Source organism: Streptomyces sp. NPDC006458 (genome assembly GCF_040612135.1).
Lineage (GTDB): Bacteria > Actinomycetota > Actinomycetes > Streptomycetales > Streptomycetaceae > Streptomyces.
Map to the genome: position 1 here is coordinate 228777 of NZ_JBEXPR010000006.1, position 12776 is coordinate 241552.

The 12776-nt window shown below is 74.1% G+C and carries 9 protein-coding genes; 8 read left to right on the forward strand and 1 reads right to left on the reverse strand.

All coding sequences use genetic code 11. The features are described from left to right. Positions 1-210: 210 nt before the first annotated feature. From ABZZ79_RS10775 to ABZZ79_RS10810, 8 genes are all read left to right on the forward strand, one after another. Positions 211-2589: a SpoIIE family protein phosphatase gene (locus tag ABZZ79_RS10775; protein WP_356688563.1), complete on the forward strand. Its 2379-nt coding sequence runs from the start codon at positions 211-213 to the stop codon at positions 2587-2589. Between the two features lie 170 nt (positions 2590-2759). Further along, positions 2760-3134 (forward strand): hypothetical protein, encoded by a 375-nt coding sequence (locus ABZZ79_RS10780; RefSeq protein WP_356688564.1) that lies wholly within the window; start codon positions 2760-2762, stop codon positions 3132-3134. Positions 3135-3315: 181 nt separating this feature from the next. Beyond that, positions 3316-7197 (forward strand): helix-turn-helix domain-containing protein, encoded by a 3882-nt coding sequence (locus tag ABZZ79_RS10785; RefSeq protein ID WP_356688565.1) that lies wholly within the window; start codon positions 3316-3318, stop codon positions 7195-7197. Positions 7198-7349: 152 nt separating this feature from the next. Further along, a complete protein-coding gene (locus ABZZ79_RS10790; protein ID WP_356688566.1) occupies positions 7350-8192 on the forward strand; it encodes an NlpC/P60 family protein in 843 nt (280 codons plus the stop codon). A 103-nt stretch (positions 8193-8295) separates the two neighbouring features. Continuing rightward, positions 8296-9363, forward strand: a complete 1068-nt coding sequence (locus ABZZ79_RS10795; RefSeq protein ID WP_356688567.1) for a glucose-1-phosphate thymidylyltransferase — start codon at positions 8296-8298, stop codon at positions 9361-9363. Between the two features lie 62 nt (positions 9364-9425). Then, positions 9426-10391 (forward strand): dTDP-glucose 4,6-dehydratase, encoded by a 966-nt coding sequence (rfbB, locus tag ABZZ79_RS10800; RefSeq protein WP_356688568.1) that lies wholly within the window; start codon positions 9426-9428, stop codon positions 10389-10391. Next, complete coding sequence (gene rfbD / locus ABZZ79_RS10805; protein ID WP_356688569.1) at positions 10388-11263, forward strand: dTDP-4-dehydrorhamnose reductase; 876 nt, start codon at positions 10388-10390, stop codon at positions 11261-11263. Before rfbB ends, rfbD begins: the two co-directional genes overlap by 4 nt. Further along, entirely contained in the window at positions 11260-12063 is an 804-nt protein-coding gene (locus ABZZ79_RS10810) for a class I SAM-dependent methyltransferase (RefSeq protein ID WP_356688570.1), read from the forward strand. Before rfbD ends, ABZZ79_RS10810 begins: the two co-directional genes overlap by 4 nt. A gap of 97 nt (positions 12064-12160) precedes the next feature. Here ABZZ79_RS10810 and rfbC read toward each other — a convergent pair whose 3' ends face one another. Then, positions 12161-12775, reverse strand: coding sequence for a dTDP-4-dehydrorhamnose 3,5-epimerase (rfbC, locus tag ABZZ79_RS10815; protein ID WP_356688571.1), 615 nt, complete (start codon positions 12773-12775; stop codon positions 12161-12163). Between the last annotated feature and the right edge of the window lies 1 nt (position 12776).

Consider the following 12776-nt stretch of genomic DNA (forward strand, 5'->3'; position numbering starts at 1 on the left):
GCCGGGTCACGGGCCCGGACAGTCGCACCTGTCACGAGACCGCCGTGCGGAACGCACGAGTCAAGATCTGTTCGGCTGTTTTCGAGCCGCTGCCGGGTGAGGCTCCCTGGAACGCCCGCAGGGGCTGCGCGGGCGCGTCATCCGCGCTGTAATACGGACGTGGTCAGTGCGGGCGCCGAGGGACGGGGAGGCAGGGCTCAGCGTGTCGAGATGGCGCTGAAAGCGGTGACCGCCGACCCGGATTCGCCCGAACGACTCCGCCGTGTGCTCGAACAGGCACTCGTTTTCACCGCCGCCACGTTCGCCGCCGTCTACGCCACCTCCGCGGACGCGCTGCGGCTCGTCGACTCCGTCGGCGTCCCCCGCACGCTGTACGGGCTGCGCGACGCCTACCCGCTCGCCGGCCACTTCCCGGCGGCGGACGCCCACCGCATCGCCCGCCCCGTGTGGTGCGGCCCGGAGGAGACCGCCGACGGCGCGGCGGCCCCCAGCACCCCCGAGGGCGGCTTCTGGACGGCGGCGCTGCCCACCGAGCGGGACCGTGCGGGCGGCTGCCTGGTCGCGGTCACCGAGCACCCCGGCGGCTTCGGCGCCGACGACCGCGCCTGCCTGGAACTGATCGCCGACGCCGTCGCCTGCCCCGTGCCCGCCGAGGCCGGGGCACCCGGTCCCGCGGGCTTCGTCCTCGCCGTGGACACCGGACGGGTCGAGGTCGGCGACGAACTCCTGGAGCTGTTCGGCTTCGGCCGCGAGCAGTTCGACGGCAACGTCGAGACGCTGCTGCGCCGCACCGTCCCCGAGGACCTGCCGGCACTGATGAGCGTCACCGAGGCCGACCACATGTCCATCGGCGAGCGCGAACTGGAGTTCCGGGTGCTCCAGCCCACCGGCCCGCCCCGCTGGCTGCGGCTGCGCGGCCGGCTGCTGCCCGCCGGGGAGGACCGCCCCGCCCGGCTCGTCGGCACCGTCGCCGACGCCTCCACGCTGCGGGCCGACGTCACGGACGTCGCCCGCGTCCAGCGGCTGGCCGCGGCCCTCGCCACCGCCGGCACCGTCCGTGACGTCAGCCAGGCCGTCGTCACCGCGCTGCGCGCCCCGCTGCGCGCCGACCGCCTCGCCCTCGCCGAGCTGGAGGGCGACCGGCTCGTGGTCACCGTCCTCGACCCGCCCGACCCGGAGATCTGGCCCGAGCTGTGGCGCCTGGAGTGGCGCACCGAGTGGCCCGACGCACCCGTACGGGCGATGCCCAGTCTGGCCGCCGCCCTCGACGACGGCCGGGCCCGCATCTGGCCCGCCGGCACCGACCTGGAACCGGCCCTCGCCGACGTCGGCCCCGGCGGCCTGGCCGTGCTCCCGCTGCCCGCGGGCAACCGCATGGCCGGTGCCTGTCTGATCGGCTGGGACAGCCCGCACGAGTTCGGCCCCGACGAACGCGCCCTGCTCACCGCCTCGGCCGGTCTCGCCGGACAGGCCCTGATGCGGGCCCGCGCCTTCGACGCCGAGCACGAACTCGTCGGTATGCTCCAGCGCCAGCTACTGCCCCGCCGCCTGCCCAAGCTGCCCGGCGCCGAGGCGGTCGCCCGCTATCTGCCCACCACCGCCGGACTGGAGGTCGGCGGCGACTGGTACGACGTGATCCCGCTGCCCGACAACCACGTCGCCCTCGTCATCGGCGACGTCCAGGGCCACAGCGCGGCCGCCGCCACCCTGATGGGCCAGATGCGCACCGCCCTGCGGGCCTACGCCGCCGAGGGCCATCCGCCCGACGTCGTCGTCTCGCACGCCAACCGCCTCCTCGTCGACCTGGAGACCGAGCTCTTCGTCACCTGCTGCTACGTGGACGTCGACATGGAGGAGGGTTCCGCCTGGAGCGTGCGTGCCGGACACGTGCCGCCGGTGCTGCGCCACCCGGACGGCCGTACCGAGATCGCCGAGGCGGAGGGCGGCCTTCCGCTCGGCGTGGAACGCCAGGCCGACTTCCCCATGAGCCCGCTGCGCCTCCAGCCCGGCACCGTGCTCGCCCTGACCACCGACGGCCTGGTGGAGTCCACCGAGGCCGACATCGACGCCGGCATCGCCCGGTTCGCCGCCGAGCTCGGCGCGGGCGATCCCGCCCACCTCGGCCTCGTGGCCGACACCCTGCTCGGCAGCGCCCAGCGCAGCGACGACGTGGCCCTGCTGCTGATGCGCTACGACGGCATGGCCGTACGGCCGCGCCGCGAGAGCTGGACGGTGTGGCGGGTGCCCGAGGCGGTCCGGCAGGCCCGCCGCTTCACCCGGCGCACCCTGCGCTTCTGGGACGTGACCGAGGAGATCGACGCCGTCCTGCTGATCGTCTCCGAGCTGGTCACCAACGCCCTCGTCCACACCGACGGCCGGGTCCGCCTCGACCTCACCCTCGTCAACAGCCGGCTGCGCATCGCCGTCGCCGACTCCTCGCCGCGTACGCCCGTGAAGCCGACCAGCATCGGCTGGGAAGCCACCGGCGGGCGGGGCCTGCTGCTGGTGGAGGCATCCTCGGCGGCCTGGGGGACCTTGCCGGTCAGCGGCGGGAAGCAGGTCTGGAGCGAGATCACCCTCCACCTGTGACCGGCCCGCGTTGCCTACGTCTCGCGGAAGTCCCAGGTCAGCGGGGGTTTCCCGGACGTCCCGCAGGCGGGCGACGGGCAACCCGTCGACCCCGAGCCGCCGCCGGGACAGGCTGTTGCCGACCGAGAAGCACGGCCTGCGACCCAGCAGGCGACCCGCAAGGGGGAAACATGCGCAAGAAGATCCGCGGCGCCGCCGCGCTCGCCACCGCCGCGGCGGCCGTCCTCACCCTCGCCGGCGCGGCCGAGGCCCGGCCCGCCGACTGGGACCGCTGCCCGGACGGCGCCGTCTGCATCTATCCCGAGGGCCAGGACCCCGAGACCAACCCCAGCGTCAACCCCACGCACGTCTTCTGGAGCTACGGCTCCCACAACCTGAGCAACCAGTTCGGATGGCACTGGGTCTACAACAACCAGACCGGCGGAGCCGGCGCCAACCTCTGCACCCAGTCCAACGGCGGCGGCTGCGGCGACGAGCTCGCCGCCGGCACGGCCGTCTACGCCGACCTCACGCCCATCAACTCGGTGCGGCTGAACCGTCCCTGACCCCTTCGGCACGGGGGAGCAGGGCGTGCGCGGCCGTCACTGACGGCCGCGCACGCCCGCCCGCGTGCTTCCGCGTCTTTTCGCCACTACGGGTGAAAGACATGTCGGTCCGTCAGGTCCCCGCAGTAGCCTGGCCGTCCACCGTCTCACGATGTGGGCGCGCCATGCCATGGGGGACGTCTTGGGGGACCAGCAGCACCACCCGGCGGACGGGGAGCACGGCACGTGCGAGCCCTCCGCGCAGACCACCGCCTCCTTCCCCGCACAGCTCAGACGACTGCGCCGGGAACGCGGCCTGTCCCTCGCGGACCTGGCCCGCCACACGCACTACAGCAAGGGCTACCTCAGCAAGATCGAGACCGGGGCCAAGCCCGCCACCGTCGACGTGGCCCGGCGCTGCGACCAGATCCTGCGCGCGCGGGGCGAGCTGCTCCGCCTCGTGACCCGGCCGCGCCCGGCCGGCGACAGCGAGGAACCCGCCTGCCCCTACCGGGGCCTCACCGCGTTCACCCAGGACGACACGGACCGCTTCTTCGGCCGTGACCGGGCCACGGCCGCCCTCGTCGAGCGGGCCTTCCAACGCGTGGGCACCGGCCCGCTGATGCTTCTCGCCCCGTCCGGCGCGGGCAAGTCCTCCCTGCTCAACGCCGGTCTGGCGGCCGCCCTCGCGCGGCCCGGAGGATTCCCCATGCCGGGCGCGGACCGCTGGCCGCAGGTGACGCTCACCCCGACCGCCCACCCGGTGCAGGAGCTGCTCGAACGCACCGCCAAGGCCCTCGGCGCCGATCTCGACCTCACCCCCGGGGAGCTGACCCGGCACCCCCACCGGCTGCTCGCCGCCGTACGGGCCGCCGCGCCTCCCGCACCGCGCGGCGAGCGCGAACCGCCGCCCGTGCGGCCGGTGCTGATCGTCGACCAGTTCGAGGAACTCTTCACCCTGTGCGCCCGTGAGCCGGAGCGCCGCGCCTTCGTCCGGCTCCTCACGGCGCTCGCCGCGCCGCCCGACGAGGGGGCGCTCGTGGTGCTCGGCGTACGCGCCGACTTCTCCGGCAACTGCCTCGAACTGCCCGAACTGGCGGAGGTGTTCACCGACGGCCTGTTCGTCCTGCCCCCGATGACCCCCGACGAGCTGCGCGCGTCGATCACCCGCCCGGCGGAACTGGCGGGCCTCCCCCTCGAACCCGGCCTCGTCCCCCTGCTGCTGCGCGACGCCGGCCGGCCCGCGCACATCCCCGCCGCCCTGCCCCTCGTCTCGCACGCCCTGCTCGCCACCTGGCAGCAGCGCGAGGGGGACGCCCTCACCGTCGCCGGGTACGAGCGCACGGGCGGCATTCAGGGCGCGGTCGCCCGCACCGCCGAGAGCGTGTTCGCCCGGCTCTACCCGGCCGAGCAGCGCACGGTACGCCGACTGCTGTCCCGTCTCGTGCAGGTCTCCGACGAGGCCGCGCCGACCCGCCGCAGGGCCCGGCGCGCCGATCTGACGGCCCACCTGGCCGACGCGGAGGGCGCCGACAGCGCCCTGGACGCGTTCGTCCGGGCCCGGCTGATCACCGTCGGCCACGACACGGTCGAGATCGCCCACGAGGCCCTGCTGCACGCCTGGCCCCGGCTGCGCGAATGGATCGACGCCGACCGGGCAGGGCTCCTCGTCCACCAGCAGTTCGCCCACGCCGCCGCCGAGTGGGAGCGCGAGGGCCGCGACCCGTCCGCCCTGTACCGCGGCAGCCGCCTGGAGACGGCCCGCGCCTGGGCCGAGGACGCCGAAGGACTCAGCCCGCTGGAGGAGGCGTTCCTGGCGGCGGCGCTCGCCGAGGAGGACGCCGGGAAACGGCTCGCCCGGCGGCGCACCCGGTTGCGGCAGGCCACGCTGGCCACCCTCGCGGTGCTTCTCGGCCTCGCACTGACCGCCGGCGCCCTCGCCGCGCACCAGCGCTCCGCCGCGCTCTCGGAGGAACGCACCGCCCGCTCCCAGGCCCTCGCCGTACGGTCCACCTCCCTGGCCGGGGGCCGCCCCGAGGCGTCGATGCTGCTCGCCGAGGAGGCCTACCGCGCCGACGCCACCGCCGAGGCGCGCGGCGCCCTGCTCAGCACCCAGGCCCAGCCGTTCTCCGCCCGCGTCACCGGGCATCGCGGCCCCGTCAACACGGTCGCCTTCGCCCCCGACGGCCGCCTCCTGGCCACCGGCAGCTCCGACGGCACGGTCCGGCTCCGCCGCACGGCCGACCGCGCCCCCGTCGCCACCCTGCGGCTTCCCGGCCGGGTCCGCGCCATCGCGTTCTCACCGGACGGATCGACCCTCGCGGCCACGTCGACCGAGGGCCCGGTGCGGCTGTTCGGGGTCGAGGGGTACGCGCGGGCCGCGACCGCGGGCGACGCCTCGCACACCCCCTCGGCCGGCGCCGCGCGGCCGGGTGCCGCGCACCCGTCCCGTCCCCTGTCCGCCGCCACCACCGGCGCCCGCGCCCTCGCCTTCCACCCCCGCGGCACGCGCCTGGCGGTGGCCGCCGCCGACGGGACCGTCCAGGTGTGGAGCACCGGCCGGCACAACCGCCCGGACGCAGTCCTCACCGGCCACTCGGGCACGGTCGACGCGCTCGCCTACACCCCCGACGGACACCGGCTGCTCTCCGGCGGCGCCGACGGCACGGTGCGCGTCTGGGACCCCGACCCGGACGCAGACACCCCCGCCGACTCCCGGGACCGGTCGCCGGGCGTCCTGCGCGGGCACAGCGGCGAGGTGCTCGGCCTCGCCGTCGCACCGGACGGGCGCGCGGTCGCCTCGGGCGGCACCGACCGCACGGTACGGCTGTGGGACCTGGAGTCGGGACGGGTCACGGCGACCCTGTCCGGGCACGGCGACGACGTCAACGCCGTGGCCTACACCCCCGACGGCACCACCGTGGTAAGTGCGGGCGGGGACGGCACGACCCGGCTGTGGGACGTGCGCGGCGCCCGGCCCGTGGCCACCCTCGCCGGACACACCGACTATGTGCTCGCGGTGGCCGTGGACCCCGCCGGGCGCACCCTGGCCACCGCCGGGTTCGACCAGAGCGCGGTGCTGTGGGACCTGCGCGGCCGGGCGCTCACCGCGCGCCCGTTCACCGAGTTGGCCCACGTCGTGCACAGCCCCGACGGACGGCTGCTGGCGGCGGCCGGGACCGATCACACCGTACGGCTGTGGGACGTCACCACCCGCCGTCCGGCGGGGACGCTGCGCGGGCACCGGCGCAGCGTGCTCGCGGTCGCCTTCGCCCCCGGCGGCCGCTCCCTCGCCTCGGCGGGCGCCGACGGCGACATCCGGCTGTGGGACGCGCCCACCGGGCGCCCCGTGGCCGCACTGCGCGGCCACCGTCAGAGCGTGTTCGCGGTGGCCTTCGCCCCCGACGGCCGCACCCTCGCCTCGGCCTCCGCCGACCGCACCGTCCGGCTCTGGGACCTCGCCGGACACCGCCCGCCCGCCGTGCTGCGCGGGCACACCGACTTCGTCAACGACCTCGCCTTCAGCCCCGACGGCCGCACCCTGGCCAGCGCGGGCGACGACCTCGCCGTACGGCTCTGGGACACCGCCTCGCACCGCCCACGCGAGACCCTCACCGGCCACACCGGGGCCGTACGCGCAATCGCCTTCGGCCCCGGCGGACGCACGCTCGCCAGCGGCGGGAACGACGGCACCGTCCGCCTGTGGGACCTGCGACGGCACCGCCGTACGGCATCGCTCACCGGGCACGCGGGATCCGTCCGGGGCGTCGCCTTCGCACCGGACGGCCGCACGCTCGCCAGCAGTGGCGGCGACGGCACGGTCCGGCTGTGGGACATGACGGCCCGGCGGCTGTGGGCCACGCTCACCGGACACACGGGCGCGGTGTGGGGCATCGACTTCGCACCCGGGGGCCGGACGGTGGCCAGCGCCGGCAACGACGGCACCGTACGCCTGTGGGAACTCGACCCTGCGGCCCGGCTCGCACAGGTCTGCCGGCTGCGCCGCACGCTCGACGCGCACGCCCACGGACCGCTGCTGTCGCAGGTCCCGGCCGCTCGGGACCACCCCTGCGCCCGCCCCTGACACCCGGCATTCACCCTCCCGGGCGAGGGTTTCCCGACCGTTTCCCGTTGCCTCTTTCGAGTGGGCCGCGCGCCGGGCGGGACGGGCCGGGAGCCGGCTCGGCAGGCTGGCCGCGACCAGTCGCCCCACCTCGACGAAACGGGGACCCGCCCATGCTCCGCCGCATCCTCGCCGGCAGCCTGCTCGCCGCCCTGCTCGCCCTCCTCCCGGGCACCCCGGCGCCCGCCGCGGCCGCCCCCGCGGACGACTGCCGCCCCCTCGCCGCTGGGGCCTCCCCGGCCGCCGAGCGGGCCGTCGCGGCCGCCTGCGAGCAGGTCGCCGCGGGCACCTGGTACACGTGGGGCGGTGGCCACGGCGCCACACCCGGCCCGACGTACGGGCAGGTCGACCCCGACGACCCGGCCAGCGAGCACGACCCCGAACGGCTCGGCTTCGACTGCTCGGGACTGGTCCGCCACGCCTACGCCCGCGCCACCGGCGAGGACATCCTGAACGGCCTGGCGAGCGCCCAGTACTACACGCACCGGGCCGCCGAGCGCTTCACCCCGGACCAGGGCCTCGCCCCGCTGCTCCCCGGCGACCTGCTGGCCTGGGGCACCGCCGACCACCTCAAGCACATCGCGATCTACCTCGGCGCGGGCCGGATGGTCGAGGCCCGGCAGTCCGGCACCCGGCTGACGGTCAGTGACGTCCGCCTGACCGGCGCCTACTTCGGCGCCCTGCGCGTGCAGACGGGCCCGGTGGCCGGCCCCGTCTTCCACACCTGGGGCAGCGGCGTGTGGACCAAGGCGGAGCCGTCCACCGCGGCCGCCCGCGTGTACGCCTTCCCCGGACCGACCACCGTCCGGATCCGCTGCCAGAAGCACGCCGAGCGTGTCACCTCCGAGGGCTACACCAACGACGTGTGGTCCCACCTGCCCGACTACCGCGCCTGGATGACCAACATCTACCTCCAGGGACCCGCCTGGCTGGAGGGGGTCCCCGCCTGCCCGTGACACCTGGGGCGGCCGAAAGGCGAACAACCGGGTGGACGGGGGAGTACGGGGGAAGTACGGCAAGCGACAGCCGCTCCGGAAGATCCCCGCTAAGGTGAAGCAGATGAAGGCACTCGTGCTGTCCGGAGGCGCCGGAACAAGGTTGAGGCCGATCACGCACACCTCGGCCAAGCAACTCGTTCCGGTGGCGAACAAAGCCGTGCTGTTCTACGGCCTGGAGTCGATCGCCGCGGCGGGGATCACCGAAGTGGGAGTCGTCGTGGGCGACACCGCCGAGGAGATCCAGGAGGCGGTGGGTGACGGCTCCAAGTTCGGCCTCGACATCACCTACATCCCCCAGGAACGCCCCCTCGGTCTCGCCCACGCGGTGCTGATCGCCCGCGACTACCTCGGCGACGACGACTTCGTGATGTACCTCGGCGACAACTTCATCGTCGGCGGCATCACGGACCTCGTCGACGAGTTCCGGCGCAGCCGGCCCGACGCGCAGATCCTGCTCACCCACGTCCCCGACCCGCGCGCCTTCGGCGTCGCCGAGCTCGGCGACGACGGGCACGTCGTCGGACTGGAGGAGAAGCCGGAGAAACCCAAGAGCGATCTCGCCCTGGTCGGCGTGTACCTGTTCACCCCGGCCATCCACGAGGCCGTGCGCGCCATCGGCCCGTCCTGGCGCGGCGAACTGGAGATCACCCACGCCATCCAGCACCTGCTCGACGACGGCGCCGACGTCCGTTCCACCGTGATCCACGGCTACTGGAAGGACACCGGCAACGTCGTCGACATGCTGGAGGTCAACCGCACGGTCCTGGAAGGCATGGAGCGGCGGATCGACGGCGAGGTCGACGACACCTCCGAGACCATCGGCCGGGTCGTGATCGAGGAGGGCGCCCGCGTGGTCGGCTCCCGCATCGTCGGCCCCGTCGTGATCGGCGCTGGCACGGTCGTCACCGACTCCTACGTCGGCCCGTTCACCTCCGTCGCCGAGAACTGCCGCATCACGGACAGCGAGCTGGAGTTCTCGATCGTGCTGCGCGAGTCCTCCATCGACGGCGTCGGCCGCATCGAGAACTCCCTGATCGGGCGCCATGTAGAGGTCACACCGGCGCCCAGCGTGCCCAGCGCCCACCGCCTCGTCCTGGGCGACCACAGCAAGGTCCAGATCCATACCTGAGCAGGTGCGCCACGCCGTACCGAGCAAGGTGCACACCCCTTGAGCAAGGTGCAGATCCGTTCATGAACCTCCTTGTCACCGGCGCCGCCGGGTTCATCGGCTCGACGTACGTCCGCACGCTCCTGGCGGACGACGGGCCGGACGCCCCGCACATCACGGTGCTGGACAAACTCACCTACGCGGGCACACTCACCAACCTGCCGCCCGAACACCCCCGGCTCAGGTTCGTGCGCGGCGACATCTGCGACGCCGCGCTCGTCGACAAGCTGGTCGGCGAGAGCGACCAGGTCGTGCACTTCGCGGCCGAGTCCCATGTGGACCGCTCCATCGACGGCGCCGCCGAGTTCGTGCGTACCAACGTGCTGGGCACCCAGACCCTGCTGGACGCGGCCCTGCGGCACGGCGTCGGCCCGTTCGTGCACGTCTCCACCGACGAGGTGTACGGCTCCATCGACACGGGTTCCTGGCCCGAGACCCACCCGCTGAGCCCCAACTCCCCGTACTCCGCCTCCAAGGCATCCTCCGACCTGCTCGCCCTGGCCTACCACCGCACCCACGGCCTGGACGTGCGCGTGACCCGGTGCTCCAACAACTACGGCCCGCACCAGTTCCCCGAGAAGGTCGTCCCGCTGTTCGTCACCAACCTGCTCGACGGCAGGAAGGTGCCGCTGTACGGCGAGGGCCTCAACGTCCGCGACTGGCTGCACGTCGAGGACCACTGCCTCGGCGTGGACCTCGTGCGCACGGCCGGCCGCCCCGGCGAGGTCTACAACATCGGCGGCGGCACCGAGCTCACCAACAAGCAGCTCACCGGCCTGCTCCTTCAGGCCTGCGGGGCCGACTGGGACATGGTCGAGCACGTCACCGACCGCAAGGGCCACGACCTGCGCTACTCGGTCGACTGGACCAAGGCCCGCACCGAACTCGGCTACCGCCCCCGCCACGACTTCACCAGCGGCCTCGCCGCCACCGTCGACTGGTACCGCGACCACCGCGCCTGGTGGGAGCCGCTCAAGGAGCGCCGATGAACTGGCTGGTCACCGGCGCGAGCGGGATGCTCGGCAGGGACACCGTCGCCGCCCTCACCCGGCGTGGCGAAGAGGTCACCGGCCTCGACCACACCGCCCTCGACATCACCCGCCCCGAGTCGGTCGAGGAGGCGTTCGCCGCCCACCGCCCCGACCTGGTGGTCAACTGCGCCGCCTACACCGCCGTCGACGACGCCGAGAGCCACGAGGCACAGGCCCTGCGCGTCAACGGCGACGGCCCGCGCCACCTGGCCCGCGCCTGCGCGGCCACCGGCGCCCGGCTGCTGCACGTCTCCACCGACTACGTCTTCTCCGGCGATGCCCGTACCGCCCCGTACACGGAGGACCACCCGCCCGCCCCGCGCACGGCGTACGGCCGCACCAAGCTCGCGGGCGAGGAGGCCGTCCTCGCCGAACTGCCCGAGGCCTCAGCGATCGTGCGCACCGCCTGGCTGTACGGCGTCCACGGCCGCAGCTTCGTGCGGACGATGCTCGGCCTGGAGGCATCCCGCGACACCGTCGACGTCGTCGACGACCAGCGCGGCCAGCCCACCTGGAGCGCCGACGTGGCCGAGAGCCTCGCCGCGCTCGGCCCCCTGATCGGCCCCGGCCTGCACGGCGTCTTCCACGCCACCTCGGCCGGCGAGGCCACCTGGTACGACCTGGCCCGCGCGGTCTTCGACGGCGTCGGTGCCGACCCCGACCGGGTGCGCCCCACCAGCAGCGCGACCTACCCCCGGCCCGCGCCGCGCCCCGCGTACAGCGTCCTCGCGCACGACAGATGGCAGGAGGCAGGCCTGCCCCCGCCGCGTGCCTGGCGCGACGCCCTGCACGAGGCACTACCCCTCATCCGCAAGGAGTCCCCTTCGTGAAACGCCATGAGTTCCTGCGCGACCTGCACAAGGTCACCGCGAACCGCAACTACCTGGAGATCGGCGTCAACGACGGCCGAAGCCTGAAGCTGTCGCGCGTGCCCAGCATCGCGATCGACCCCGCCTTCAAGGTCGTCACGGAAATCAAGTGCGACGTCCACCTGGTGAAGGCCACCAGCGACGACTTCTTCGCCCGCGAGAACCCCCTCGCGCACCTCAGGGGCGGACGCCATCCGCTGCGCAACCTCGCCCGCGGCCGCAGCCCCATCGGCTACTGGAAGCGCACCACGCTCGACCTGTCCTTCATCGACGGCATGCACCTGTTCGAGTACGCCCTGCGCGACTTCATCAACGTCGAGAAGCACTCGGACTGGGCGAGCGTCATCGTCTTCGACGACATGCTGCCCCGCAGCATCGACGAGGCCGCCCGCGACCGGCACACCAACGCCTGGACCGGGGACGTCTACAAGCTGGTCGAGATCCTCAACCGGCACCGGCCCGACCTGGTGACCGTCCTGGTCGACACCGAGCCGACCGGACAGCTGGTCGTCTTCGGCGCGGACCCGTCGAACACCGTCCTGAAGGACAAGTACGACGAGATCATCGCCGAGTTCGAGGTGCCCGACCCGCAGAAGGTGCCCGAGGCGATCCTGGAGCGGGTGCCGGCGGTACGGCCCGAGACGCTGCTGTCGGCCGGCTTCTGGCGCCCGCTGGTGCGGGCCCGCAACATCGGCGCGGGACGCTCGCGGGGCCTGCCTCCGCTGCGCCGCGCGCTGGCGGAGTTCGCGGTCGGCGGCTGAGGCGGACACGACGGAACGGGCCGTCAGCCCCAGGGCTGACGGCCCGTTCCGCTGCGCGGACGGCCGTCCGTCCGTCGAGCGTCCGGCCGGCGGTCGGTCAGTCGCCGAGCGGGCGGCCGCCCGCTCGCAGCCGCTCGTAGTGGGCGCGGCAGGCCTCATACTCCGGGAGGAGCCCGGTCCGCCGCGCCTCGGCCAGGGACGGCGCCTCCGCGTCCTTCGGCGACAGCAGCGGCTCGATGCCCTGCGGCCACTCGATGGCCAGGTCGGCGTCCAGCGGGTGCACCCCGTGCTCGCGCTCCGGGGCGTAGCCCGTCGAGCACAGGTAGATGACCGTCGCGTCGTCGGTGAGCGCCATGAAGGCGTGCCCGAGGCCCTCGGAGAGATACAGCGCGTGCCGGGTGTCCTCGTCCAGCCGTGCCGCCTCCCAGCGCCCGAACGAGGGTGAGCCGACCCGCAGGTCGACGACCACGTCCAGTACCGCGCCGCGCACACACGTGACGTACTTGGCCTGGCCGGGCGGCGTGTCGGCGAAGTGCACACCGCGCAGGACGCCCCGCCGCGAGACCGAGCAGTTGGCCTGGGCGAGGGACATCTCGTGGCCGGTGGCCTCGCCGAAATCCGTGCCCCGGAACCACTCGTGGAAGCTGCCCCGGTCGTCCGGGAACACCTTTGGCTCCAGGATCCAGGCGCCCTCGATACCGAGAGATCGCATC

What these genes read in the sequence shown, in the direction of transcription:
- ABZZ79_RS10775 (WP_356688563.1), top strand. Translation starts at nt 211, where the DNA reads ATGGCGCTGAAAGCGGTGACCGCCGACCCGGATTCGCCCGAACGACTC.
- ABZZ79_RS10780 (WP_356688564.1), top strand. Translation starts at nt 2,760, where the DNA reads ATGCGCAAGAAGATCCGCGGCGCCGCCGCGCTCGCCACCGCCGCGGCG.
- ABZZ79_RS10790 (WP_356688566.1), top strand. Translation starts at nt 7,350, where the DNA reads ATGCTCCGCCGCATCCTCGCCGGCAGCCTGCTCGCCGCCCTGCTCGCC.
- ABZZ79_RS10795 (WP_356688567.1), top strand. Translation starts at nt 8,296, where the DNA reads ATGAAGGCACTCGTGCTGTCCGGAGGCGCCGGAACAAGGTTGAGGCCG.
- rfbB (WP_356688568.1), top strand. Translation starts at nt 9,426, where the DNA reads ATGAACCTCCTTGTCACCGGCGCCGCCGGGTTCATCGGCTCGACGTAC.
- rfbD (WP_356688569.1), top strand. Translation starts at nt 10,388, where the DNA reads ATGAACTGGCTGGTCACCGGCGCGAGCGGGATGCTCGGCAGGGACACC.
- rfbC (WP_356688571.1), bottom strand. Translation starts at nt 12,775, where the DNA reads ATGCGATCTCTCGGTATCGAGGGCGCCTGGATCCTGGAGCCAAAGGTG.